Source organism: Hymenobacter tenuis (assembly GCF_054780495.1).
The window spans coordinates 1,520,844-1,545,806 of record NZ_BAAGWF010000001.1; the positions used below are offsets into that span (position 1 = coordinate 1,520,844).

Genomic DNA, 24,963 nt, shown 5'->3' on the forward strand with positions numbered 1-24,963 from the left:
CCTAAGGTTGAGGCCAGGTACGCTACCTTTGCCCTCCCGCATTGCCTTTACTTCCCATGACCTACCAGCAAACCCTCGACTACTTGTACCAGCAGTTGCCCATGTTTCAGCGGGTAGGAGAAGCGGGGTACAAGCCAGGGTTGGGCAACACCGAGACCCTAGCCGTTGCTATGGGCAACCCGGAGCGCAAGTTCCGGAGCGTGCACGTGGCGGGTACCAATGGCAAAGGCAGCTCCAGCAATTTGCTGGCGGCGATTTTGCAGGCGGCGGGCTATAAAGTCGGGCTCTACACCTCGCCGCATTTAAAGGAGTTTACGGAGCGCATCAAGGTAAACGGCCACGACCTCGAACCCGATTATTTGGTAGCGTGGGTAGCACGCTGGCGCGGCTTATTTGAGCAGGTGCAGCCCTCGTTTTTTGAAATGTGCGTGGCGCTGGCCTTCGATTACTTTGCCGAGCAGCAAGTAGATATTGCCATTGTAGAAGTGGGGCTGGGCGGGCGGCTCGACTCTACCAACATTATTCGGCCGCTGGTTTCGCTGATAACCAATATCAGCTATGACCATCAGAATTTGCTAGGCACCACCTTGCCCCAAATTGCCCGCGAGAAGGCCGGCATCATCAAGCGCGGTATTCCGGCTATCATCAGCCAGACCCAGCCTGAAGTGGCTAATGTTTTTCAAGACAAAGCCCGAGAGGAAGGCGCACCCCTGCTTTTTGCCGATGCCCACTATCACGCCGAGCTGCTAGCTCCGCCGGCCCCGGAAACCGGCCTGCAGCAGCTACGCATTATGCAGGAGGGCAAGCCGTATCTGGAGGATGTAACCTTGAGTTTGGCCGGTGACTACCAGCGCCTGAATCTGCCCGGTGTACTGGCCGTGCTGGCCGAGTTGCGTACGCAGGGCTTCTTGATTCCGGAAGCAGCCGTGCGCGAAGGGCTGCGGGATGTGCGCCGCCTAACTGGCTTTGTGGGCCGATGGACCATTCTAAGCCAAAAGCCGCTGGTGGTGTGTGATACGGGCCATAACGAGGCCGGCATCCGGTTTATCACGCAGCAGCTGGCGCGGCTGCCGTACCATCAGTTGCACATCGTGCTGGGGGTAGTAAACGACAAAGACGTGAGCAAAATGCTGGCCTTGCTGCCGCAAGAGGCTACCTATTATTTCTGCCAAGCCAACATTCCAAGGGCTATGCCAGCTGCTGATTTGGCGAAGCAAGCTGCCTTGCTGGGCTTGCAGGGCCAAGTGCTTGGCCCCGTACCGGCCGCCGTTGCTGCTGCTCGCGCCGCCGCCGCCCCAGATGATGTGGTCTTCATTGGGGGTAGTACTTTTGTGGTAGCTGAAATTGAAGAGCTGTAAGAAATAGAGCAGAGCTTTGCGGAAAGAAAGACTAGGGTCAGTTCTCTCTTAAACCGCTGCCTGCCGGAAATACCAATCAAAAAACTACTACTGTGAGTCGCGTAAAACTGAAACGCTTCGCCGATAACGCCGAACGGCCCGATGTGGTCGAACCTGGCAAAGCCAATTATCAGCAACTAGGCGGACGCTGGAATGAGGAGTTCTTTAAGACCCCAAACCCGATTACCCTGGAAGTAGGGTGCGGCAAGGGCGAATACACGGTAGGCTTGGCTGAGCGCTATCCTGAGCGGAATTTCCTGGGCCTCGATATCAAGGGAGAGCGAATTTGGCGAGGCAGCACCCGCGCCGAGGCGCTAGGCCTCACGAATGTAGGATTCATCCGGATGCGGGCCCACGACCTGCTCGCGCACTTTGCGCCTGGTGAGCTGCACGAAATCTGGATTACGTTCCCCGATCCGCGCCCCCGCGACCGGGACATCAAGCGCCGCCTTACCGCCCCGCGCTTCCTCGACCTGTATCAGCAGATTTTGCGGCCCGGCGGCCTCGTGCACCTCAAAACCGATAACGAGGCGCTCTTCGATTTCACGCTGGAAACCCTGCAGCAGCGCCCCGGCACTACTATCCTGGCGCACACCAAAGACCTGTACGCGACGCCCGAACTGCTCCCGCACGCCGAAGACATCCAAACCACCTTCGAGCGCAAATACCGCACCTTGGGCGTACCCATCAAGTACCTGCAGTTTCAAGTAAGTTAGGCATAAGCGGCTGCCTACAACAGTGGGGTGGCAAATTCACTAGGTACTTTACTCGATGAAACCGGCACAACTGCCCACTACGCTGCCCTTGTTTGCTGAACTCGACCGGCAGCTGCTGGAAGTGCTACGTAGCCTAAGCCCTGCTGCATGGCAGACGCCAACACTAGCTCCTGGTTGGTGCGTGCACGATGTGGCCCTACACTTACTAGATGGCAGCCTGCGTAGCCTGTCAGCGCTCCGGGATGGGCACTTTAGTGGCCCTGGGCCAGCTAGTGGAGCGTATGCTGATGTGGTGAGGTACCTCAATGAGCTGAACAACTCCTGGGTGAGTGTTGGGCGGCGGCTAAGCCCTAGTGTTGTGCTATGGCTGCTGGAAATGGTTGGGCCAGCGTATAATTCGTTCCTGGCAACGTTGGACCCAGCAGCTCCCGCCACGTTTGCGGTGGCCTGGGCCGGAGAAGCCGAATCCACCAACACGTTTCATATTGCCCGGGAGTACACAGAAAAGTGGCATCATCAGCAGCAAATAAGGCAGGCGGTAGGGCAGGAGCCCGCGCTGCTCACGCCGGAGCTGTACGGCCCCTTCCTAAGCACCTGCGTACGGGCATTGCCTCACCATTACCAGCAGGTGGAAGCGGCTCCGGGCACAGTGGTTCGGCTGCACATTACGGGTAGCGCGGGCGGAACCTGGTTTCTGCAGCGTAGTGCCACGGGCTGGGAGTTAGGTGTAGCGCATGAAGGGCCGGTGGCTGCTGACATTGAACTAAGTGGCACCGCAGCCTGGCGACTCTTCACCAAAAGCTTACCCCGCCCGGAAGCGGAACCTCACATCATACGGCAAGGCCCCGAACACTTCACCACACCCATCTACAGTTTACTGACGGTGATGGCCTAGGCACTTAACAAAACACTGCAGGCCCGCTCCAGGAAAACTTCCGGGAAAGGCCTGCGGTGTTTTAAGAGGACTAGGGTGCTCGTGCGCTTGAACCCCTCTTTGGCTTTAGCAGCAGTTAATCCTCGAGCTGCTCAAACACAGCTTCCATTTCATCGAAGTCGCGCAGGCCGGGCTTGATTTCGTCGCCACCCTGGAGCACGATGCCGGCCGGACGCATGGCTTCCACGTAGCTGCGCAAGTTGGCAGGAGCGAAACCGGCGCCCAGCCACAGGGGATACGTGCGGGCTTGTTCCGTGAGGCGGGTGGTTTCGGCCGGGTTCGGCAGCGGGTTGGGCGGGGTTGCCAGCACGAAGCCCAGATAATGCGGCGCCTGCTCGCGGAAACGCAGCTCCACATCCTCGGGCAGCATATCATAAATCCAGCGCGTGAGGCGCAGTGCGGGCACCGCCAGCTGGGCCAGTTCATCGGCGGGGCGGCGGCGGTGCAGCAGCACGGCGTGCAGGCCGCATTGAGCGGCCAGCTGGTTAATCTGCTCCACGGGCAACGTATCAAACTCCCCAATGAGCTGCACCCCTGACACCCAGCCACTCAGCTCTTGCATGGCTTCGGGCGTGATATGGTCGGGGAAAGCAGGGTCGAGGCGGAAGGTAAGTGAGTCGGCACCCATTCCGGCACAATAGCGTGCGTCGGAGAGGTTATTGATGCCGCGCACCATTACAGGAACAATCAAAGGCATTTCAATAGAGTTAGGCGTGGCAAAAAGTACGCCGTGCGAAAAAGCGGCGGACAGCAGATGGTTTGCGGCTGCAATATTCGGTGAATTTACTGGGCCCAACATGAATTCGCCGGACTTAATCCCACCACGTGTGTGATATGCCTCCTAGAAGAATGCCACACGAGCAATGCTACAGCTGGTTTTACTAGGGTAATGGCGAGCATAAACCGCATTAGGCGGGCAAACTTAGCCGGAGCTTACTTCCAAAACTTGCAATCCGTGTACCTTTGTGCATTCGGCCGGAACCTTTCACGCTTCGGGCGCAATTTGATTCACGTATGAATACAACGAAAGGACGGGTGCTCGTCGCCATGAGCGGCGGCATCGACAGCTCCGTGGCAGCCGTGATGCTCCACGAGCAAGGCTATGAAGTGGTCGGGATGACCATGAAAACCTGGGATTACGCCTCGGCAGGAGGGAGTAAAAAAGAAACCGGCTGCTGCTCTCTCGACAGCATCAACGATGCCCGGCAGATTGCCGTGGAGCTGGGCTTTCCGCATTACATCATCGATATCCGCGACGAGTTCGGGGACTTCGTGATCAGCAACTTCACTGAGGAATACTTGGCGGGCCGCACGCCCAATCCGTGCGTGCTGTGCAACACCCACATTAAGTGGGATGCCTTGCTGCGCCGCGCCGATCAGCTAGGGTGCGAGTTTATCGCAACCGGCCACTACGCGCAGGTGCGCCACGAAAACGGCCGCTATGTCATCAGCAAGGGCATTGACGACAACAAAGATCAAAGCTATGCTTTGTGGGGTGTTACGCAGGAAAGCCTGAGCCGCACGCTGTTCCCGCTGGGCCAGCTGCGCAAAACGGCCATCTATGACTTTGCCCGCGAGCGGGGCTTCACGGAGCTGGTGAACAAGCCCGAGAGCTACGAAATCTGCTTTATCCCTGATAACGACTACCGCAGCTTCCTGCGTCGGCGCGTGCCAGGCCTGGAGGAGCGCGTAGCCGGTGGTGAGTTTGTACTACGCGACGGCACGGTGGTAGGCAAGCACGAAGGCTATCCGTTCTACACCATCGGGCAGCGCAAAGGCCTGGGCGTGGCCCTAGGCTTCCCCGCCTACGTAACCGCCATCGACCCCGAAACCAACCGCGTGGTACTCGGCAACTTTGATGATCTGGCCAGCACCCGTACCGTGGTCAGCAAGCTGAACATGGGCAAATACGCTTCCCTAGAAGGCCGCGGACTGGTGCCTAGCATCACGAAAATCCGGTACAACCATGATGGCTCGCCGGCTTTCCTGGAGCAGAAAGGCGAGAAAATCTACATCTACTTCGAGGAAGCCGTGCATGCGGTAACGCCGGGACAGGCGGCCGTTTTCTACGAGGGCCAGGACGTGCTGGGCGGCGGCTGGATTGAGCGCCACACGATTGGCGAGATTCCGGAGCCTTCGATGGCCATTGCGGGCGGCGCTGAATAAACGCTACCGAGCCAACTGTTTTTCACAAGGTACAGGCCGAGGCGCGGACGAAAGTTCGCGCCTCGTGCGTGTGAAATACATAGGTCCTCCTAATCTGAGCCAAGGTAAAATCCGGAACCAGATGAGTTGCCCATGAGTTTCGGCAGTTACTGGCTGGCGTTGTCAAAATCTGTGTTACTTTTCGGTGTAAACGAAGCTGTATGAGAAAGAGATATTCATCTATTGTGGGGGCTACTATCCGAAGAGTGGCAGCCTGGGCTCTGGCAGGGTTTGCAGCATTGGGCGGCCTAGTCGCCTGCGAAAACGAAACGGAGCTGGTGCCCAACCAAAGCGCGGAATACTATCCGCTGGAGGTGGGCTCGTACCGGGTGTACGATGTGGTGGACACCGCCTACCGTTCCAATGTGGCCACGGTTACGCGCTTCCAGTTTAAAGAGCAGGTTGATTCAGCCCTGGAGCCCGACGCGACCGGGCAACCCGCCTACCGGGTGGTGCGCTCCCGCCGGGCCAATGCTTCGGAAGCCTGGAGCATCGATTCCGTTATTACCGTTACCTCCAGCACGCGCTCCGTGCAGGAGCAGCGCAACAACCGCCGCACGGTGGAGTTAATTTTTCCGCTCCGGGATGGAAAGGCCTGGAATGCCAATGCCTTTAATACCCTGGATACCATTGAGGCGGTAAACCGCTCCTATGAGTGGGTAGATGAACCCTTCACCATCAGCAGCAACGGCAAAAGCTATTCGTACCCCTCTACCACCGCTACCATCAACGACCTTACCAACGCCGACACCGGCATCAACCTGTTCTACTATACAGTGTTGCGCTCGGTGTATGCCAAAGGGGTAGGGCCCGTGTACCGGGCTAGGCGCCGCTTTATTTACTGCCCGGCCGGCAATTGTACGCCCAATCCGGCGTACATCTACCTTGGGCAGTCGCGCAGCGAGGTACTGGTAGAATCAGGGAAATAGCTTCTACTTGTTTCACCATCAGGTTACTACAATGGCCGGCACTTACCATGCCGGCCATTTGTGTGTATTATGAACATAATTAGGCGGGGAAAGTGGGGTAGGAGGCCCTCATAGCCCATTCCTTCGTATCTTGAGGCAGGTCTGTTCCTGATCCGAATGATTTTATCTAGACTACTACTTTTAATTGGGTTAAGTGTGCCAGCCGGGGTAGTACTGGCGGCCACGGGTGTTCCTGAAGGTACTCCGCAGGGGGGAGCCAAGCCCAATGCCACGGTCCGTAAGCACCTCATCTATTTCAAGGATAAAGCCGGTACGCCCTATACCGTAAATCAGCCCCTGGCCTTTCTGTCGGCGAGGGCTGTGGAGCGGCGGCAGCGCCAAAACATCAGCATATTGCCCCGCGACCTGCCGGTGAGCCCTGCCTACGTGCAGCAGCTCAAGGCCGTGCCCGGCGCCAAACTCTGGTATACTTCGCGCTGGTTTAATGCCGCCGTGGTGGCCTGCGACTCCGCTACGCTGGCCTTGGTACAGGCGTTACCCTGCGTGAAGTCAGCCCGAACCCTCAACCGCGACCTGCCCGGCACGCGCAAACCCGCCGAGGATGACCCCCAGTCCAACACGCTGGAACGAGGCACGCGCAGCCAATATGGCAAGGCCTTCACCCAAGCCCAAATGATTGGCGCCGTACAAATGCATGATGCCAACTACCGCGGCGAAGGCATGCAGATTGCGGTGTTCGACGGCGGCTTTCCGGGCGTAAACACGGCATCGGCTTTTGCCCCACTTTTTCAGGAGAAGCGCATTGCCAGCACCTTCAATTTCGTGGATAAAACCACCGCGGTGTACCTGCGCAACGACCACGGCACGCATTGTCTGTCTACCATGGCCGCCAATGAAGCTGGGGTATACATCGGGACGGCCCCCAAAGCTACGTACCGGCTCTTCATTACCGAGGACGTGGCCTCTGAGCACCCCGTAGAAGAAGCTAACTGGCTAATTGCCGCCGAGCACGCCGATTCTGCCGGCGTTGATATTATCAGCTCCTCGCTGGGGTACAGCACCTTCGACTTTCCCTCCATTGATTACACCTACGCCAACATGAATGGCCGAACGGCTATTTCCAGCCGGGCAGCGGCGGTGGCGGCGCGGGTTGGCATGGTGGTGGTAGCTAGTGCCGGCAACGAAGGCAACAACTCCTGGCGCTACATCACGGCCCCCGCAGATGCCGACTCTATCATGACTGTAGGCGCTGTGGATTCGCTTTTAGCCCGGGCATCCTTTAGCTCCCGCGGCCCCACGGCCGATGCACGTATTAAGCCGAATCTGGCGGCTATGGGCGTGCAAACGGCCATTGTTTCCTCGTCGGGCAGCGTCATTCGGGGCAATGGTACCTCGTATTCGTGTCCGGTGCTGGCGGGCATGGTGGCAGGCTTCTGGCAGGCCAACCCCCGGCTCACGGCCCAGCAGGTTATTAGCTTGTTGCAACGTTCGGGCAGTCGGGCCACTACCCCCAATGACGAGATAGGCTACGGCATTCCGAATTTTGTGCAGGCCTATAACTTGGCCAATCCGGGCACGCCCTTATCAGCAACTGAGGCCGCACCCCGGCAGGAACTGTTCATCTATCCTAACCCCACCAAAGACAATGAGCTGTATATGCAGCTGACGGTAGGCTTCCAGCAAACTCCGTTGCAGGTGCGTATTTACGATGCCCGAGGCGCTTTAGTAGCGGAACAACAGATTGCACCCACCAGCGCAACATCGGTGCGGTTGCAGCCCGGCACCCTAGGCAAAGGCGTATATACCTGCACCATTAGCTCGGCGCGGGAACAGCGCACGGTGCGGTTTGTCAAGCTGTAAGGCGCTACTTGGTTAAGCAGCACTAGGGTTTACTTATATGGGCAACCTAGTGTGATAAAGTACAGCGGTTTTGCTTGCTATTATAAATAGTATTGTACAATTTTAATTAGCTAAACGGGCACTCATTAGGTGCCTGTTTTGTTGTAAAACAAGGCCGTAATGCCTGAAAAACCTATTTAACTCTCTCCAAGTATGTTACAAATGATGGTCTCAAAGCGCCTGGGGCGCCGGCAATTTCACTTCACGGTGCAAGGCGCTAATTTTCATGAGGTAGTAGCTGAGTATGACCGCCTCAGCTTCCCGGATGTTGCCAAATGTGGCCTATGCGGCTCCGATAACCTGGACCTTACCTCGCGGGTAGCCCAGGATAAGTTTAAGTACACCAGCCTGAAGTGCATGGACTGTCGCGGCGATGTTACGTTTGGCAAGCGCCAGGATGATGACCAAACCGTGTTCCTGCGCAAAACTGAAGACGGCAAGCTCGATTGGCGTGCCTGGGAAAAAGGCAGCTAAACTATACTTCTCTTCTTTCAAAAGCCTTCCTGCCGGAGGGCAGTTGCCACGTCAAAACGGGCTAGTACTTCCCGATACAGGCGTGGCAACTGCCCTCCGGCAGGAAGGCTGTTTTGTGGGACTAAAGCTTACTATTGCCTTTGAGAAGAATTACTACCTAGTAAAATGTGGTCGCGTAGCAACTCCTGGTAAATACTGTGCTGGTTTGAGATACGCAACTTCGCAGTTCCGCTTACCTTCGTGATATGAACCCAACCCGTCGTATTGCGCCGCTGCTGGCGCCCTCGCTTCTTGCCGCCGATTTTGGTAATCTGCAATCTGAAACCGAGCGCCTGGCCGGCTCCGCCGCCGATTGGCTGCATTTTGATGTGATGGACGGGCGGTTCGTGCCCAATATCTCCTTTGGCATTCCGGTGCTGCAGGCCGTACACCGGCACGCCCAGCAGCCCATTGATGTGCACCTGATGATTGAGGAGCCTCAGCACTTTCTGAGCGCGTTCCGCGACGCGGGAGCGGCTAACATCACGGTGCATTATGAGGCGTGCACGCACCTGCACCGCGTTATTCAACAAATAAAACAGTTGGGCTGCCGGGCAGGGGTAGCGCTGAATCCGCATACGCCGGTGTGGGTGCTAGAAGACATTGCCGCTGACCTCGACCTGGTGTGCGTCATGTCAGTAAACCCCGGTTTCGGTGGCCAATCGTTTATCCCAAATACGCTCAAGAAAGTAACGGCACTAAAGGAATTGCTGATTGACAGCGGCTCCTCAGCTCTCATTGAAATCGATGGCGGCGTTACCCTCGACAATGCGGCGGCACTGGTAGAAGCCGGTGCCGACGTATTGGTGGCGGGCTCCTTCGTGTTTAACTCGCCCGATCCGGTAGCTACCCTCGCCGAGATGCGGCAGCAGCTTTCGGCCTCGGCCGCCGCTGAAGACTACAACTAAGCGCTGCGGATGCCGAACCTTTTCCGCTCTTTTCCGGTCCTATTGCTCCTGGTGCGTCCGTTGCCGGCTGCTGTGGGGGTAGTGGCCGGCTGCACCATATCAGCTGCGTACGGCCAGCAGGCGGGGCGCGTGCTAGTAACCGGCACCGTGCGCGACGCGGCCGGGCAGCCGCTGGAGCAGGTGGCTATTGGAGTAGAAGGCATGCCCGGCGGCACCAATACCGACGACCGGGGCCGCTTTGCCCTGAATGTAGTGCGGCCCCTAAGTGGCAAAGCGCCTGTGCTGGTGTTGCGCCGCCTGGGCTACCAAACGCTGCGGGTGCCACTCATTTTGGATGAGCAGCGTGAACTGGAGCTAACCTTGGCCGAAGACAGCCGGGCCCTGGGCAACGTAACCGTGCGGGGCCGCGCCGAAACCGCCGATACACGCGAGCAGGTGAGCATCATCCAGCTGGAGCCGCGCATCGCTAAGGAAATGCCGTCGCCTTTTGGCGACTTTAATGCCGTACTGAAAACGCTGCCCGGTGTAGCCAGCACCAACGAGCTATCCAGCACGTACTCCGTGCGGGGCGGCAACTACGAGGAAAACCTCGTGTATGTGAACGGCTTTGAGGTGTATCGGCCGTTTCTGGTGACGGCGGCCGCCCAGGAAGGACTCAGCTTTATCAATCCGGACTTGGTAAACCGGGTGGAGTTTTCAACCGGCGGCTGGCAGCCCAAGTACGGCGACAAGCTTTCCTCGGTGCTCAATATTGAGTACAAGCAACCCGTGAAGTTTGGGGCCTCGGCCACGGCCAGCCTGGTTGGTGGCACGGCCCACGTAGAAGCCACTTCGCCTAACAAGCGCGTGAGTTACCTGGCCGGAGTGCGCTACAAGAATGCCACGTACGTGCTCAACTCCTTGCAGCAGCAGCAAGGCGGCTACAACCCGACCTTTTACGATGGCCAAAGCCTGATTACCGTGGCGCTGGGCCCTCAAGGCAACACCGACCGCACGTCGTTGGGCATCTTTAACACTTTTGCCCACAACGATTTTCAGTTCAACCCCGTCAGTGGCGAAAGCACATTCAGCACCTCTACTAACCAGCTTTCGCGCTTGTACATTGGGTATGTGGGGAGGGAGCGGATGCAGTACGATACCTACCAGGGCGGGCTGAGTTTGCGCCATGATGTGCTGCAAAACCTGCGGCTGGAAGTGCTCGGTGGCCTGTTGTACTCGCGGGAGTTTGAGTACCGCGATGTGGAAGCGGCCTACAACATTGCCGAAATCAACCGCGACCCCAACTCGCCCGATTTCGGCACCGACCTGAACCGCCGCGGCATCGGCTCGCGCTTCGACCACTCGCGCAATACGCTTTCCGCCCGAATTGCTACCCTTGAAACGCGCGGCACCTGGACTCCGGGCGAACGGAGCTCGGTGCGGTGGGGTTTGAAGGTGGGCCAAGAGCAAATTGCCGATGAACTCAATGAGTACAGCTTCACGGACTCGGCCGACTACGTACCCGAAGCCCGCCGTACCCGGTTGCGCTCCGATCTGGACCTAGGCAGCACCCGCACCCAGGGCTATGTGCAGCACACCATCCGGTTTGACTCTTTGCGGACGCTGACCTACGGCGGCCGACTGAATTACTGGACGGTAAACCGCCAGACTACTTTCAGCCCCCGGGTGCAGTATGCCTTCACCAGTGCACGCAATCCGCGGCTGGCCTGGAAAGCGGCGGTAGGGGTGTATTATCAGCCGCCGTTTTACCGGGAGCTGCGCTCCCAAACTGGCGCTCCGCAGGCCCAGCAAGGCTTCCTGAACCTGGATTTGCGCGCCCAGCGCTCTGTGCATGCCATTGTGGGCAATGAGTTGCGCTTCACGAGCTGGGGACGCCCGTTCCGCTTCACCGGCGAGGCCTATTTTAAGTACCTAACCTATGTAGTGCCCTACGATATTGATAATGTGCGGCTGCGCTACTTCGCCCAGAATAACGCCAAAGCCTACGCCGCCGGCATCGACGCCCGCGTAAGCGGTGAGTTTATCCCAGGCACTGAGTCGTGGTTTAGCCTGGGTGTGCTCACTACCCGCGAAAACCTGGACGGTGATTCTATCAATGTCTTCGAAGAAGGTCAGGTAATCGGGCGTGAAGCCAAAGGCTACATCCGGCGTCCTTCGGATCAGCGCCTGAACCTGGGCGTATTTCTGCAGGATAACTTGCCGGGCAACCCCTCCGTGAAAGGCTACGTGAACTTGGTGTTTGGTACCGGTCTTCCCTTTAGCCCACCCGATGCGCCCGATTTGCGCGGCACCAGTGAGCTAACCCGTGCCTACCGGCGCGCCGACCTGGGCTTCACCAAAGTGCTGAGTTTGCGCACCGCCGCCGAGCAAGCCAGCGGTAACGCCGTTCAACTGCAAATGCTTTGGGTAAGCCTGGAAATCCTGAATGTGCTGGGGGCCGATAACCTGGCGGGCTACAACTACATTCAGGACTTGAATGGCCGCATTTACGGCGTTCCCAATTTCTTGTCGCGCCGCTTGGTCAATCTGCGCGTGATTGCGCGGTTTTAATGCTTTAACAAGCTAGGGTGGCGGAAAGCAGGAGCTACTAGGCTCTGCTTTCCGCCACCCTAGTTTACTTTTTGTGTACGTCGCGGAAGCGCAGCATCTGGCCCAGCTGTTCTTCTTTCTCGGCATCGAAACCACAGGTGTCTTCGAATTTAGCCGGGTTGCGGTAGGTGCCGAACAGCCAGTCCCAGATGACCAGGTCGCCGTAATTGTGGCTGTGCTGCTGGTATTGGTGATGAACACGGTGCATTTCGGGGCGCTGAAAGAAGTAGCCCACCCACTGCGGCGTGCGGACGTTGGTATGATAGAAAAACTCACCTAGGGCCGTGCATAGCGTGTAAACGGCGCCGGCACCCGGACTCAAGCCCAACAAGGTATACACCAGCAAGCCACCTAGCAGAGAGTTTACAGTCATTTCCAAGGGGTGTTTGTAAAAGGAAGTGATAACCTCAATGCGCCGGGGGCTGTGATGAATCTGGTGAAAGTGCAGCCACAAAAAATCCTGGGTATGGCGCCAGCGGTGCCACCAGTAAAAGATAAAGGTTGCCAGCACGTAGGCCAGCAAGCCACCCGCTACCGGCCCTAGGTGCTTTGAAACGTGCAACACGGAGTACGCCGAAAACCACTTTTCCCAGGTGAGTCCGGCAACTACTACCACCAGCAACTGAGCTAGGTTTATGGCCAGCACCCGCAGCGGCCAGGTAGGAATGCGGGGCAGGGCCCAACCCGGAATCAGGCGCTCCAGAACAAAGCACCCGGCAAAGGCCGCGAAAATGAGGAGGAGCAGAGGCGGTACATTCCAATGGGGCAGCGCCAGGCGCCAGGAAGTACTTTCGCTCAGGAGCAGAGCAAATAAGGAGGCTGTCATAAGAAGCAGGAAAGGGGGTTAAACCATGCTTCAAAAGTCCGCCTTCGTTTAGCTAAAGCACTTGATATATATCAAGAACGGCGGGCGCGCAGCCGGCTCAGGGTTTCGGGGGTTAGGCCCAGATGGGAGGCTAGTAATTTCAGGGGCACGCGCCGGAATATATCCGGGAACTGCGCCAGCAGCAGGTCATAGCGTTCCGCAGCTGTATACATGCGCAGGTGTAGGGCGCGCTGCTCACTGAGCACGTAATACTTTTCCGTGAGCACCCGGCCCACTAGGTTGAACTCCGGAAACCGCTGGTACAGGTCCTGTAGCTGCGTATAGCTCACCGACCAGAGCGTGCAATCAGTAAGCGTTTGTAGGTACTCGTGTGAGGGCTGCCGGGAAAAGAAGCTCAAAATAGAAATAACCATATCGCCTTCCTGCATAAACCAGGCGGTTACTTCTTTGCCTTCTTTCAGGTGATAGCCGCGCACGAGGCCCTGCTCCAGAAAGTAGAGCCGCTGGGCAACCTGTCCGGGCTGCAGTAGCAGGTGGCGCGCGGGCACGTGCTGCTGCTGCACCAGCTGGCGCAGCGCCGTTTCCAGCGGCTCAGAAAGCGGCTGTATGCTATGGCACAGGGCCAGAAAGGAATCCACGTAAGGAAGGTACGCAGCAAAAAGGAGCCACCCCAATGCAGGGGTGGCTCCTTGTTAAGTAAACCCGGGGCGGTTTGCCGGTAGCTGGGGCCTAGTAGGCCTTTGCTTGCCATTCGGTGAGGGCAATGCGCATGGAAGGAAGCTGGTTTTTAAATGCAGAATCTTCCTTGTCGCCGAGCTTGATGGCCTTGCGAGCGTACACAATGGCAGTGCCGAAATCCTGCTGCTGCGCCAGCAGGCGCGCTTTTATCCAGTTGTTGGTGGCCACATCCTGGAGCTTTATCGACTCATTGATGTAGGTAAGGGCGCGCTCCGGCTGGATGTTGTTTTGCACCAGGTAGTCGGCGGCCTGGGCCAGCAGTTGCCAGTCGTTGGGCTTCTGCTGCAGTACCTGTTCAATTCCGCTGATCACCTGCTTGTGCACCTCGGCCTCAATAGGCAACGAAAGCGTGCGCTTTTCCCAGGTCAGGTTCAGGTGGGCGCCGGTGGGCTTGATATCCGAAAACCAGTAAAACAGGCCTTCCTGAAACGGGGAAGTATCCGGAATGGCAGGCACGCGCACCACATCGTCCTTGGGGTCGTAGCCTTCGGCGCCCCAGTGGGTGGTTACGCGGTTGAGCACAATTTCCCAGTCTCGGTCTTGGTGCGGTATCACATATAAGGAGTACTGCCCAGCCGGAACCAGTTGGTTGCGCAGCAGCACCGGGGTAGAAAACGTGATAACCGTGTTTTCATTGGCCCCGGCCCGCCAAACCTGGTCGTAGGGTACCAGGCCGCCCCATACCGCCCGCCCACGCACCGCCGGCGAATGATAGTCGACGGTAACGGTGGTGAGGCCAAAGGTTTGGGAAACCAGCGCATGCGGGCTGGCCTGTGGTAAAGGCAGTTGCACCGGCCGCTCGCCGTTGGCGGGGGTAGCCGGGCTAGTACTTGGATCAGGGGTAGTAACAGCAGGAGCAGCAGCAGGAGTGGAAGCTGCCTCAGCCGACGGGGTCGACTGGGCACGTACCAGCGTAGAGCAACAAAACAGGCTAAGGCCGAGCCCCAGACGAAAAGTGGCTAACCGGATACGAGACATAAGTAAGAGCAAAAGGTGAGAGGAAAGCCAGCGCGGCACCGTATTTCAACGGAAAGGCTATTGAAACAATAGTGCCAAAACGGTGGTTGCACAGGAACAGAAAACGTAAAAGTCAGCTTTTGCTGTAAAATATTCGTGGAAATGTTTTCATCCTCCACGGCAGCCCGTACATTTGTCCAGCTTCAACAAGCCCCGTATGCCCTTCTCCGCGTTATTTCTGAGCCCCCTAAGCCTTCTGGCCGCCCCTGCAGCGGGCCGCCTGGCCGGGCCGCGCGCGAGCCAGCATCACCATCATCACGGGCACCATTCCTCTTTCTAGAGGAATGAACGCATCATATTGACCCCGTTGGGCGAACCGCACTAGGTTCCCCGGCCCCCGCAACCCGGTGGCCTTGCCAGTACATGGCCTTATCCAACGCCTGGGTCCTGCCCCCGATATCCTTTGAACTCATCCCGGATTACGAGCAAGTACGCTGGCCATCAACCACCACTCGCCTCCTGATTCTTACTTTTTTACCTCACGAATATGCTCCGTCTGGCCATCCAGAAGTCGGGCCGCTTAAGCGAAGATTCCCTGAACCTGATTCGGGAATGCGGCATTAGCTTCCTTACCTCCTCCTACAAGCTCAAAACCGAAGCCACCAACTTCCCGCTCGAAATCCTGTACCTGCGCGACGATGACATTCCGGGCTACGTGCAGGATGGTGTGGCGGACCTGGGCATTGTAGGGCAGAATGTGCTGGTGGAAGCTGGCCTGCCCCAACTGGAAATCGAAGGCCTTGGTTTCAGCAAATGCCGCCTGAGCCTAGCCGTGCCGCGTGCCGCCGCTTATAGCTCCGTAGCGGATCTGCAGGGCAAAAGCATTGCCACTTCCTACCCCCAGATTTTGGGCGACTACCTCTCGGAGCGCGGCGTACAGGCCCACCTGCACACCATCAGCGGTTCTGTGGAAATTGCTCCTAGCATTGGCCTTGCCGAAGCCATTTGTGATATTGTGAGCAGCGGCTCTACGCTGCTGGGCAATGGGCTGCGCGAGGTAGAAACGGTGTTTCGCTCAGAGGCCGTGCTGATTGCCAACCAAAATTTGTCGGCGGAGAAGAAAGAGCTGCTCGAGCAGCTCCAGTTCCGGATGCAGGCTGTGCGCCGGGCCCGCCGCAATAAGTACATTATTCTGAACGCGCCGGTAGCGGCCCTCGATGCCGTGAAAGCCCTGCTGCCTGGTATTAAGTCGCCCACCATTACGCCGCTTGCCGAAGAAGGCTGGGTGTCGGTGCAGTCTGTGGTGAACGAAGACGACTTCTGGCACATCACGGGCCAGCTGAAGGCCGTTGGGGCGGAAGGCATCCTGGTGCTGCCCATCGAGAAAATGATTTCATAGCATCGGAAGTCGTGGCCTGGCCGGCACCTTATATATAAGGAGTCGCCAGGCATACCTCGGATACTTTGTCTCCCTTTGATGTGCCAGGTTTACTAGCCCCACATCACTCATCAACCTAACGACTATGCAACTCTTTCAATATCCTGTTCAGTCGGAGTGGCCGGCCCTGCAGCAGCGCGCCGCCGCCCAGCAGGCCCACGATGTAGAGCAACGAGTTGAGCAGATTTTCGCGGATGTGCGGGCGCGCGGCGATGAAGCGCTGGTGGAATATGCCCAGCGCTTCGACGGGGCCGACCTGACATCCGGCTTGCGCGTAAGCCCCGAAGAGCTGGCGGCCGCTGCGGCGCAGGTTCCGGCCGCGTTGCAAACCGCTATTCGGCAGGCCCACGCCAATATTTTGCGTTTCCACAAAGCGCAGGTGCCCCAGGAAGAACGCGTAGAAACCATGCCGGGCGTCATGTGTTGGCGCCGGGCCGTGCCAGTGCAGCGCGTTGGATTGTACATTCCGGGTGGCAGCGCACCGTTGTTCAGCACCTTGCTGATGTTGGGAGTGCCGGCGCGCTTAGCGGGTTGTCCCGAAATTGTGTTGTGCACGCCGCCGCAGAAAGATGGCTCCGTTAATCCTATCATCCTGTTTACGGCCCAGCTACTAGGTATCTTTACCATCATAAAGGCCGGCGGGGCACAAGCCGTAGCCGCGCTGACGGGTGGAACTGCCTCTGTGCCCGGCGTTGATAAGATTTTTGGCCCCGGTAACCGCTACGTAACAGCTGCCAAGCAACTGGCCACGCGCTATGGAGTAGCCATTGACATGCCGGCTGGCCCCTCGGAAGTCTTGGTCATTGCCGATGACTCCGCTAACCCAGCGTTTGTGGCGGCCGATCTCCTGAGCCAGGCCGAGCACGGACCCGATTCGCAAGTGATTTTGCTGTCTGACTCTCCTGCAATGCTGGAGGCCACGCAGGCCGAGGTGGCGCGTCAGCTCCGGGAGTTGCCCCGGGCCGACGTGGCGGCGCAGGCGTTGCAGGAAAGCCGCGCTATTCTGCTGCGCACGCCCGAGGAAATGCTGTACTTCTCGAACTTGTACGCGCCAGAACACCTCATTCTGGCCGTGCGAAACCCGGAGCAGCTGGCCGAAGGCGTAACCAGTGCGGGCTCGGTGTTCCTAGGGCATCTGACTCCGGAAGCCGCCGGCGATTATGCTTCCGGCACCAACCACACGCTGCCCACCAATGGCTACGCCCGCAACTACAGCGGCGTCTCGCTCGATTCGTTTCTCAAGAAAATCACGTTCCAGCGTCTGACCGCCGAGGGACTGCTACAGGTAGGCCCCGTGGTGGAAACTATGGCCGAAGCGGAAGGCCTCCAAGCCCACGCCCGCGCCGTAACGCTCCGACTGGAGTCGTTGGCCGGCCCAGAGTAGGTAGTACCAAATGCTAACAGCCGTCATCCAATGCTCTGGCCGTGGTTGACCTAAGACATACCATCATGTTCAATTTAGAAAGCTTGGTTCGGCCCAATATCCGGACCATGAAGCCCTACTCCTCAGCCCGCGACGAATTTCAGGGCGAGGCGCACATCATGATCGACGCCAACGAAAACAGCTTGGGCAGCGCCGGCCCCGAGCGTTTCAACCGCTACCCCGACCCCTTGCAGCGGGCCGTGAAAGCGGAGTTGGCACCGTTGAAGGGGGTAGCCCCGGCTCAGATTTTCCTAGGCAACGGATCCGACGAGGCCATTGACCTGCTCGTGCGTCTTACCTGCACGCCCGGCCAAGACAGCATCCTGATTTTGCCGCCCACGTATGGCATGTATGAAGTGGCCGCCAACCTGAATGATGTGCGTATTGAGCGGTTACCACTCACTCCAGACTTTCAGCTCTCGTCAGAAATCGTAGCCGGCGTGGTGGCATCTGATGCTAAGCTCGTATTTCTGTGCTCGCCCAACAACCCGACCGGCAACCTGCTGCACCAGTCGGCCATCGAGGAAATTCTGCGCGGCTTCCGCGGTTTGGTGGTGGTAGATGAAGCCTATGCTGACTTTGCAGCGGCTCCTAGCTGGACGACCAGGTTGGCGGAGTTTCCGAACCTAGTGGTTCTCCAAACGTTTTCCAAAGCCTGGGGCCTGGCCGCGCTGCGCTTAGGCATGGCCTTCGCCTCGCCCGAGCTGATTGGCTACCTCAACAAGATCAAGCCGCCCTACAATATTTCAGATGCTACGCAGCGCCATGCGCTGGATGCCCTGCGCGATGCGCCCCGGTTTGAGCAGATGCGACAAGAGCTGCTGGCTAGCCGCGACGAGCTGGCCCGGCAACTGCCCACCCTGGCTATCGTAGCAGAGGTGTTTCCTTCCGATGCCAACTTTCTGCTGGTTCGGTTCCGTCCCGATGCTACGGCCGTGTATGAGTATCTGCTGGGCAAAGGAATTGTGGTTCGGAACCGAAACACTCAACCTGGTTGCGCTGGTACGCTCCGCCTGACGGTGGGTACTGCTTCCGAAAACGAGCAACTGCTCCAGGCGCTCTGGGAGTTTAAGTAGCCAGCCGGCCTAGCGTGCCGGACTACGGACGCTGGATTAGCTGACCATATTAATTCATTCGACTTTCAGGCGCCTCGTAACGGGGGCGCTCTTACCTTATGAAAAAAGTTCTCTTCATTGACCGCGACGGGACTATCCTGATTGAGCCGCCCACGGATTTTCAGGTGGATGCTCTCACGCGCGAAAAATTTCAGTTTGTCCCCGGCGCCATTACGGGCCTGGCCCGCATTGCCCGCGAGCTAGACTATGAGCTGGTCTTGGTCAGTAACCAGGATGGCCTGGGCACCGACAGTTTTCCGGAAGACACCTTCTGGCCCGCCCACACCATGATGCTGGACATCTTGCGCTCAGAAGGAGTGGAGTTTGTTCGCGAGCATATTGACCGGAGTTTCCCGCACGAGAACCTGCCCACCCGCAAGCCCGGCATCGGGATGCTGCAGCAGTACCTGGGCGACGGCAGCGGCTATGACTTGGCCAACTCCTTTGTTATCGGCGACCGATTGACCGATGTGGAGCTGGCGCAAAATTTGGGCTGCCAGTCTATCCTGATCCGGCCGGAAGGGGAGGATGAAGAACGGGCAGCGCTCATTACTACTAGCTGGGAAAAGATATACCAGTTTCTGCGGTTGCCCGCCCGCACGGCCCTAGTACAACGCGACACCAACGAAACCAAGATCAGCATTGAGTTGAACCTTGATGGCAATGGCCGCCCAAACATGCATACCGGCTTAGGCTTTTTCGACCACATGCTCGATCAGCTCAGCAAGCATTCCGGCGTCGATATGAAAATCACGGTGCAAGGTGATCTGCATATTGACGAGCATCACACCATCGAGGACACAGCCATTGCCCTGGGCGAAGCCTTCACGCAGGCTCTCGGCGACAAGCGTGGCCTAGCTCGATACGGCTTCTTGCTGCCCATGGACGACGTGCTGGCCCAAGCCGCCATCGACTTTTCCGGCCGCCCCTGGATGGTGTGGGAGGCAGAGTTTAAGCGCGAGAGAATAGGGGATATGCCTACTGAAATGTTTTACCATTTCTTTAAAAGCTTCTCCGATGCGGCCCGCTGTAACCTCAACATTAAGGCGGAGGGGCAGAACGAACATCATAAGATTGAGGCCATCTTTAAAGCAGTCGCCAAGTCAATCAAAATGGCTTTGGTGCGGGATGCCGGCCGGATGGAGATACCAAGCACGAAGGGTATTTTGTAGGTTATCCATTTGTTTAAACAAATGGATAACCTACTGATCTAGCTCACATTGTCTTTTAAAACAGTGAGTAGTTGCGCCTAAACCTTTACTAGGCCTAGCACTACCTCCAACAGTCGATAAGGGGCGGTAAAGTGCTTATTCATTTGGTTAAAACAATTGGATATATCAAAACTTAACCTCTGAATTCTCAAATGGAAATAGCCATTATTGATTACAAAGGCGGCAATGTACAGTCGGTGCTGTTTGCGCTGGAGCGCCTGGGGGTGCAGGCCACGCTGACCTCTGACCCCGAGGTGATCAAGCGTTCTGATAAGGTACTGTTCCCCGGTGAAGGGGAGGCTGCCTCGGCTATGCGGGAGCTACGGGCCCAAAACCTGGACCAACTCCTGCCAACCCTCACGCAACCCTTCCTGGGCATTTGCCTGGGCATGCAATTACTAGGTCGGCATACCGAAGAAGGTGGCGGCACCGACCTGCTCGGGATTCTGCCCTTTGATGTGGTACGTTTCCCGAAGGCGCCGGAGTACAAAGTGCCGCACATGGGCTGGAACAATTTGCAAACGCTACGCTCGCCGCTGTTCGAAGGGCTCCAGCCCGCCCAGGACTATGTGTACTTCGTGCACAGCTACTATGCACCGGTTGGGGAATATACCATTGCCCAGGCCGAATACCCGGCGCCCTTCAGCGCCGCCGTTCAGCACCAGAACTTTTATGCCGTTCAATTCCACACCGAGAAAAGCGGCCCAGTTGGAACCCGTATTCTGGAAAACTTTCTGAAGCTCTAGGCTTCTGAAGCAGCTCTGAGCTAGTCAGGCTTGGCGTGTGCCTTGTCTGGTTTCATCAACGTATCGTCAGCATTTCTCCAAATGGAAATTATTCCCGCCATTGACCTGATTAATGGCCAGTGCGTGCGCCTCACGGAAGGCGACTTTGCCCAGCAAACTACTTATGACGCCGACCCGCTGGCCGTAGCGCAGCGCTTCGAGCAGCACGGCGTAAAGCGGCTGCACCTCGTGGACCTGGATGGGGCTAGGGCCAAGCAACCCGTGAACCTGCCGGTGCTCGAGCGCATTGCCCGCCATACCAACTTGGTCATTGACTTTGGGGGCGGCCTGCAAAGTGAAGAAGCCGTGCGGCAGGCCTTTGATGCGGGAGCGCGCCAGATTACGGCCGGCAGCATTGCCGTGCGCGAGCCGGAACGGGTGGCGGGCTGGCTGCAGGCCTTCGGGGCCGAGCGCATCATTTTGGGCGCTGATTACCGCGATAACCACATCTCTATTAATGCCTGGGCGGAGCAGAGCGAGCGAACCTTGCAGGAGTTTGTGGAGGGCTACCTGGCCACTGGGGCCACCACGTTCATCTGCACCGATGTCAGCAAAGATGGCAAGCTGCAGGGGCCTTCCTTGGCTACGTATCAGCAGCTGCGAGAGCAGGTGCCGGCTGCGCTGCTGATTGCCAGTGGCGGCGTAACCACCATTGCCGATGTGGAAGCACTGGCGGCCATTGGCATGCACGGCGCCATCATCGGGAAGGCCATCTACGAAGGCACCATCACCCTCGAACAACTACAACCCTGGCTGTAGCCTAACTGCACTGCACTCTATGCTGACCAAACGAATTATTCCCTGCCTTGATGTAAAGGATGGGCGCACCGTAAAGGGCGTACGGTTTGAGGGCCTGCGCGACGCCGGCGACCCGGTAGCGCTAGCCGCCCGCTACGCCCGCGAAGGAGCCGATGAACTGGTGTTTCTCGATATTACTGCCACCAACCAAAAGCGCGCAACGCTGGTAGCCTTGGTGCGCGACGTGGCCCGGGAGCTGGACATCCCATTCACGGTGGGTGGCGGCATCGGGACGGTGGCCGATGTGGAAGCCCTGCTGCTGAACGGCGCCGATAAAGTAAGCATCAACTCGGCGGCGTTGGCCCGGCCCGAACTTATTGATGAATTGGCCGCCCGCTTCGGAAGCCAGTGCATTGTTGTAGCTGCGGATGCTCGTTACCACGATGCTGATGGTTGGCAGGTGTATACTCGCGCCGGTACCAACAACACCGGCCGCGACGCCGTGCAGTGGTGCCGGGAGGCCGCCGACCGCGGCGCCGGCGAGATCTTGCTGACCAGCATGAGCAACGACGGCACCAAGGATGGGTTTGCCCTGGATATTACCGGAGCCGTGAGCCGGGCTGTTTCCATTCCGGTGGTGGCTTCCGGGGGCGCCGGTTCCAAGCAGGACTTCACCAACGTGTTTCAGCTAGCCCACGCCGATGCGGGTTTGGCTGCCAGTATCTTTCACTTCGGTGAAATTGGCATCCGGGAATTGAAAGAACATTTGCGGGCCGATGGTATTCCGGTACGCTTGTAATCAGGTCTGCTATCAGGCTTGCCTGCGTACCTTCTATCGACACCACTTTACCTCCTTTTGAGCCCTAGTGAGTATCTGCTAGCTGCTACCAACTGACCGACCATCCTATGGATTTCAATAAAATGCCCGATGGGCTCATTCCGGTTATTGTGCAGGACGCACAGACGGGACAGGTGCTGATGCTAGGGTATCAGAATGAGGAAGCCCTGCAGGTAACCCGCCAAACGGGTCGCGTGACGTTTTTCTCCCGCTCCAAGCAGCGTCTCTGGACCAAGGGCGAGTCGAGCGGCAATTTCCTGACGGTGGTGAGCATTCACCCAGATTGTGACCAGGACGCGCTGCTGATTCGGGCGACTCCGGCCGGGCCTACCTGCCACCGCGGCACTACCAGCTGCTTTGAGCAAGCCAACCAGACGGCGTATCCGGCCGCGCCAGTAAGCTTTATTGCGGAGCTGGAACGCCTCGTGCAGCGCCGCCAGCAGTTCCCGGATGAAGACCCGAAATCTTATACCGTCTCGCTGTTCCGGAAAGGCATGCCTAAAATTGCCCAGAAAGTGGGAGAGGAGGCCGTAGAAACCGTGATTGATGCTGTAGCGGGCAATGCGGAAGGTCTGAAAGGCGAAGCAGCTGATTTGCTCTACCATTTGCTCGTACTCCTGACCGCGTCGGGCCTGACGCTGGAAGACGTGGTGCAAGTGCTGAAGCAGCGCCACACTACCATCGCGGGCGGTGTGCGGCGTGAGTAGCAGGCTGCTGCTCTCATGTGGTTTATAATTTTAAGTAGTTGAGCCTTGTGCAGTGACTAGTAGTTGTGGTTGTTGAATAGGCAATTAGTCCTATCAATTGCAGGCTTGCAACTGTTTGTAGGCCTAGTGTACGGGCTTTATAATATTTATAAAATAACTGTTCAGCTACACTAGGATATGGACTTTATGAGTATATTAGCTAAAGCGGTGGGGTAGAGGCCCACCCGGTTTTGCCGGCTTTTGGTTAGTACACGCGTATGATTCCTTCTCCTGTTGCACATGCTACCCGGCTCTGGCAAGACATGCTGGGCCAAGAACACGAAACGCTTCGCTCTTTTCTCTGGCAGAATGTAGAAGATATGGAACCGGACGAGGCCGGACCTATCGCCTGGAAAAATCAGCAAGTAAAAACCCGCATCTACTTTAAAGGAGATAAGGTGATTTGTGTATTGGGCGAGTACAAGTACTGGCGCCGTAAATGGCTGGCCTTTACTATGTGGCAGGCAACACCGTTGCAGCAACTAGGTCTGAATTAAATAAAAGCGCCCCGCCCACTCCGGCGGGGCGCTTTTGCGTAAAGGGGCACACGCAGAATCCTGCTTACTTTGCACTTCCTTCTTATTCTATTGTATGCCCTCCAGCAGTCCTTACCTCGCGCAGCAAAGCCTGACCGTTCTGGTACCCGTTTATAACGAAGAAGAAAGCCTGGGGCAGTTTGTGGTGGAGATGGATAAGTTTCTGGCCGAAACGCCGGTGCCCACTACCGTACTGTTTGTTAATGATGGCTCCACCGATGGTTCCGTAGCCATTCTGCGGGAGGTGTGCCGCCAAAAGCCGCAGTATGAGTTTATCAGCCTAAGCCAGAATCGGGGCCTGAGCACGGCCATCAAAGCCGGTATCGACCATGTGCGCACTACCCTTATCGGGTATATCGACTCTGACATCCAGACCACGCCGCTCGACTTTCTGCAGTTCTTCCAGTACTTCCCGGAGTATGATATGGTGAACGGTATTCGGGCCAAGCGCCAGGATACGTTTGTGAAAAAGATGTCTTCCAAGATTGCCAACGGGGTGCGGCGCACGCTCATCAACGACGGCATTCAGGATACGGGCTGCCCCCTGAAGATTGTTAAAACGGAGTATGCCCGCCGGATTCCGCTGTTTCATGGCATGCACCGGTTTCTGGGGGCCCTGGTGCAACTGCAGGGCGGCCGGGTCAAGCAAATTCCGGTGCGACACTTTCCGCGCTTTGCCGGTACGGCCAAGTACAACCTCTGGAACCGGGCCTGGAAGCCGCTGGTCGATACCTTCGGGTTTCGCTGGATCCGGAGCCGCTGGAAAAACTACGAAATCGGGGAGCATCATCGCCAGGAGGTCTCGGCCTCGGAGAGTGGTAAGTAACGGATTGTGCTTATGACCACGCAAAACGTGGCGCTGGGCATCGGATTGGTGTCGCAGCTGCTGTTTTCCAGCCGGATTGTGCTGCAATGGATTCAAAGCGAGCGGGCCAAGCGCGTGCTGGTGCCCACCTTGTTCTGGCAGATCAGCCTGGTGTCGTCGTTTCTGATGATTGTGTACGGCATTCTGCGCCACGACCCCGTGATTCTGGCCGCGCAGCTCATCAGCTACGGCATCTACATCCGGAACCTGCAGTTACTAGGGGAGTGGAGCAAGCTCAACCCCCTGTTTCGGGCGGGGGCGTATTTGTTTCCGCTCGTCATGCTGGGTTGGTTTGTGGCCGGCAATCAGCACTTCAGCTTGCGCGGCATGCTTGATAACCGCATTCCAAGCGGCGTTTTGCTGCTGGGCGCCTTCGGCCAAACCATCTTTCTGCTGCGCTTCGTGTACCAGTGGATTTATTCCGAGCGCAAGGGTGAGTCGTCGTTGCCGTTGAGCTTCTGGCTGATCAGCTTTATTGGCTCCATCCTGATTCTGGTGTATGCCATGTTGCGCCAGGATGTGGTCCTGATTATTGGGAACGTGTTCGGGACGGTGGTGTATGCGCGTAACATCGTGCTGCTGCGGCGCGAACGAGCGCGGGTACAGCCCACCCAAACCGTATAACCAGGGTTTGTACCGTTTACTGACCTAGTACTT

The 24,963-nt window shown here is 57.6% G+C and carries 24 protein-coding genes; 20 read left to right on the top strand and 4 right to left on the bottom strand.

Features of this window, described 5'->3' with window-relative positions; all coding sequences use genetic code 11:
* The first annotated feature begins 56 nt into the window (after positions 1–56).
* The 3 genes from ACYVGU_RS06520 (at position 57) to ACYVGU_RS06530 (ending at position 3,008) form a co-directional block, all read left to right on the top strand.
* Positions 57–1,358, top strand: coding sequence for a bifunctional folylpolyglutamate synthase/dihydrofolate synthase (locus tag ACYVGU_RS06520; protein ID WP_460611848.1), 1,302 nt, complete (start codon positions 57–59; stop codon positions 1,356–1,358).
* A 92-nt stretch (positions 1,359–1,450) separates the two neighbouring features.
* A complete protein-coding gene (trmB, locus tag ACYVGU_RS06525; RefSeq protein ID WP_460611847.1) occupies positions 1,451–2,113 on the top strand; it encodes a tRNA (guanine(46)-N(7))-methyltransferase TrmB in 663 nt (220 codons plus the stop codon).
* A gap of 55 nt (positions 2,114–2,168) precedes the next feature.
* Entirely contained in the window at positions 2,169–3,008 is an 840-nt protein-coding gene (locus ACYVGU_RS06530) for a maleylpyruvate isomerase N-terminal domain-containing protein (RefSeq protein WP_460611846.1), read from the top strand.
* 115 nt (positions 3,009–3,123) lie between these two features.
* Here the strand turns inward: ACYVGU_RS06530 and trpF are convergent, their stop codons facing one another.
* A complete protein-coding gene (gene trpF / locus ACYVGU_RS06535) occupies positions 3,124–3,744 on the bottom strand; it encodes a phosphoribosylanthranilate isomerase (RefSeq protein WP_460611845.1) in 621 nt (206 codons plus the stop codon).
* Between the two features lie 317 nt (positions 3,745–4,061).
* Between trpF and mnmA the strand changes: the two genes are divergently transcribed.
* The 6 genes from mnmA (at position 4,062) to ACYVGU_RS06565 (ending at position 12,051) form a co-directional block, all read left to right on the top strand.
* The gene (mnmA, locus tag ACYVGU_RS06540) at positions 4,062–5,213 is read left to right on the top strand and encodes a tRNA 2-thiouridine(34) synthase MnmA (protein ID WP_460621364.1); all 1,152 of its coding nucleotides are present in this window, start codon (positions 4,062–4,064) and stop codon (positions 5,211–5,213) included.
* A 200-nt stretch (positions 5,214–5,413) separates the two neighbouring features.
* The gene (locus ACYVGU_RS06545) at positions 5,414–6,181 is read left to right on the top strand and encodes a hypothetical protein (RefSeq protein ID WP_460621365.1); all 768 of its coding nucleotides are present in this window, start codon (positions 5,414–5,416) and stop codon (positions 6,179–6,181) included.
* 156 nt (positions 6,182–6,337) lie between these two features.
* Positions 6,338–8,041: a S8 family peptidase gene (locus ACYVGU_RS06550; RefSeq protein WP_460621366.1), complete on the top strand. Its 1,704-nt coding sequence runs from the start codon at positions 6,338–6,340 to the stop codon at positions 8,039–8,041.
* 201 nt (positions 8,042–8,242) lie between these two features.
* Positions 8,243–8,554: a hypothetical protein gene (locus tag ACYVGU_RS06555; protein WP_460611841.1), complete on the top strand. Its 312-nt coding sequence runs from the start codon at positions 8,243–8,245 to the stop codon at positions 8,552–8,554.
* Positions 8,555–8,799: 245 nt separating this feature from the next.
* Positions 8,800–9,501 (top strand): ribulose-phosphate 3-epimerase, encoded by a 702-nt coding sequence (gene rpe / locus ACYVGU_RS06560; RefSeq protein ID WP_460611840.1) that lies wholly within the window; start codon positions 8,800–8,802, stop codon positions 9,499–9,501.
* A 9-nt stretch (positions 9,502–9,510) separates the two neighbouring features.
* Positions 9,511–12,051, top strand: coding sequence for a TonB-dependent receptor (locus ACYVGU_RS06565; RefSeq protein ID WP_460621367.1), 2,541 nt, complete (start codon positions 9,511–9,513; stop codon positions 12,049–12,051).
* A 64-nt stretch (positions 12,052–12,115) separates the two neighbouring features.
* Here the strand turns inward: ACYVGU_RS06565 and ACYVGU_RS06570 are convergent, their stop codons facing one another.
* The 3 genes from ACYVGU_RS06570 to ACYVGU_RS06580 form a co-directional block, all read right to left on the bottom strand.
* Positions 12,116–12,916, bottom strand: a complete 801-nt coding sequence (locus ACYVGU_RS06570) for a sterol desaturase family protein (RefSeq protein ID WP_460621368.1) — start codon at positions 12,914–12,916, stop codon at positions 12,116–12,118.
* A gap of 71 nt (positions 12,917–12,987) precedes the next feature.
* Positions 12,988–13,554, bottom strand: a complete 567-nt coding sequence (locus ACYVGU_RS06575) for a Crp/Fnr family transcriptional regulator (protein ID WP_460611837.1) — start codon at positions 13,552–13,554, stop codon at positions 12,988–12,990.
* A 91-nt stretch (positions 13,555–13,645) separates the two neighbouring features.
* Positions 13,646–14,632, bottom strand: a complete 987-nt coding sequence (locus ACYVGU_RS06580; protein WP_460621369.1) for a DUF2911 domain-containing protein — start codon at positions 14,630–14,632, stop codon at positions 13,646–13,648.
* A gap of 526 nt (positions 14,633–15,158) precedes the next feature.
* On the opposite strand from ACYVGU_RS06580, the gene hisG reads away from it, so the two are divergent.
* The 11 genes from hisG to ACYVGU_RS06635 all read left to right on the top strand — a co-directional run bounded on the left by hisG (position 15,159) and on the right by ACYVGU_RS06635 (position 24,930).
* Positions 15,159–16,010, top strand: coding sequence for an ATP phosphoribosyltransferase (hisG, locus tag ACYVGU_RS06585; RefSeq protein WP_460621370.1), 852 nt, complete (start codon positions 15,159–15,161; stop codon positions 16,008–16,010).
* Positions 16,011–16,134: 124 nt separating this feature from the next.
* Positions 16,135–17,433: a histidinol dehydrogenase gene (gene hisD, locus ACYVGU_RS06590; RefSeq protein WP_460621371.1), complete on the top strand. Its 1,299-nt coding sequence runs from the start codon at positions 16,135–16,137 to the stop codon at positions 17,431–17,433.
* Between the two features lie 65 nt (positions 17,434–17,498).
* Positions 17,499–18,548 (top strand): histidinol-phosphate transaminase, encoded by a 1,050-nt coding sequence (gene hisC / locus ACYVGU_RS06595; protein WP_460621372.1) that lies wholly within the window; start codon positions 17,499–17,501, stop codon positions 18,546–18,548.
* A gap of 98 nt (positions 18,549–18,646) precedes the next feature.
* Positions 18,647–19,759: a bifunctional histidinol-phosphatase/imidazoleglycerol-phosphate dehydratase HisB gene (gene hisB, locus ACYVGU_RS06600; protein WP_460621373.1), complete on the top strand. Its 1,113-nt coding sequence runs from the start codon at positions 18,647–18,649 to the stop codon at positions 19,757–19,759.
* Positions 19,760–19,950: 191 nt separating this feature from the next.
* Entirely contained in the window at positions 19,951–20,544 is a 594-nt protein-coding gene (hisH, locus tag ACYVGU_RS06605) for an imidazole glycerol phosphate synthase subunit HisH (RefSeq protein WP_460621374.1), read from the top strand.
* Between the two features lie 81 nt (positions 20,545–20,625).
* Positions 20,626–21,342, top strand: coding sequence for a 1-(5-phosphoribosyl)-5-[(5-phosphoribosylamino)methylideneamino]imidazole-4-carboxamide isomerase (gene hisA / locus ACYVGU_RS06610; RefSeq protein WP_460621375.1), 717 nt, complete (start codon positions 20,626–20,628; stop codon positions 21,340–21,342).
* Between the two features lie 19 nt (positions 21,343–21,361).
* Positions 21,362–22,120, top strand: a complete 759-nt coding sequence (hisF, locus tag ACYVGU_RS06615; RefSeq protein WP_460621376.1) for an imidazole glycerol phosphate synthase subunit HisF — start codon at positions 21,362–21,364, stop codon at positions 22,118–22,120.
* A gap of 107 nt (positions 22,121–22,227) precedes the next feature.
* Positions 22,228–22,866, top strand: coding sequence for a bifunctional phosphoribosyl-AMP cyclohydrolase/phosphoribosyl-ATP diphosphatase (gene hisIE, locus ACYVGU_RS06620; RefSeq protein ID WP_460621377.1), 639 nt, complete (start codon positions 22,228–22,230; stop codon positions 22,864–22,866).
* A gap of 257 nt (positions 22,867–23,123) precedes the next feature.
* Positions 23,124–23,402 (top strand): hypothetical protein, encoded by a 279-nt coding sequence (locus ACYVGU_RS06625; protein WP_460621378.1) that lies wholly within the window; start codon positions 23,124–23,126, stop codon positions 23,400–23,402.
* Positions 23,403–23,496: 94 nt separating this feature from the next.
* Complete coding sequence (locus tag ACYVGU_RS06630; RefSeq protein WP_460621379.1) at positions 23,497–24,267, top strand: glycosyltransferase family protein; 771 nt, start codon at positions 23,497–23,499, stop codon at positions 24,265–24,267.
* A 12-nt stretch (positions 24,268–24,279) separates the two neighbouring features.
* The gene (locus ACYVGU_RS06635; RefSeq protein ID WP_460621380.1) at positions 24,280–24,930 is read left to right on the top strand and encodes a lipid-A-disaccharide synthase N-terminal domain-containing protein; all 651 of its coding nucleotides are present in this window, start codon (positions 24,280–24,282) and stop codon (positions 24,928–24,930) included.
* The last annotated feature ends 33 nt before the right edge of the window (positions 24,931–24,963 follow it).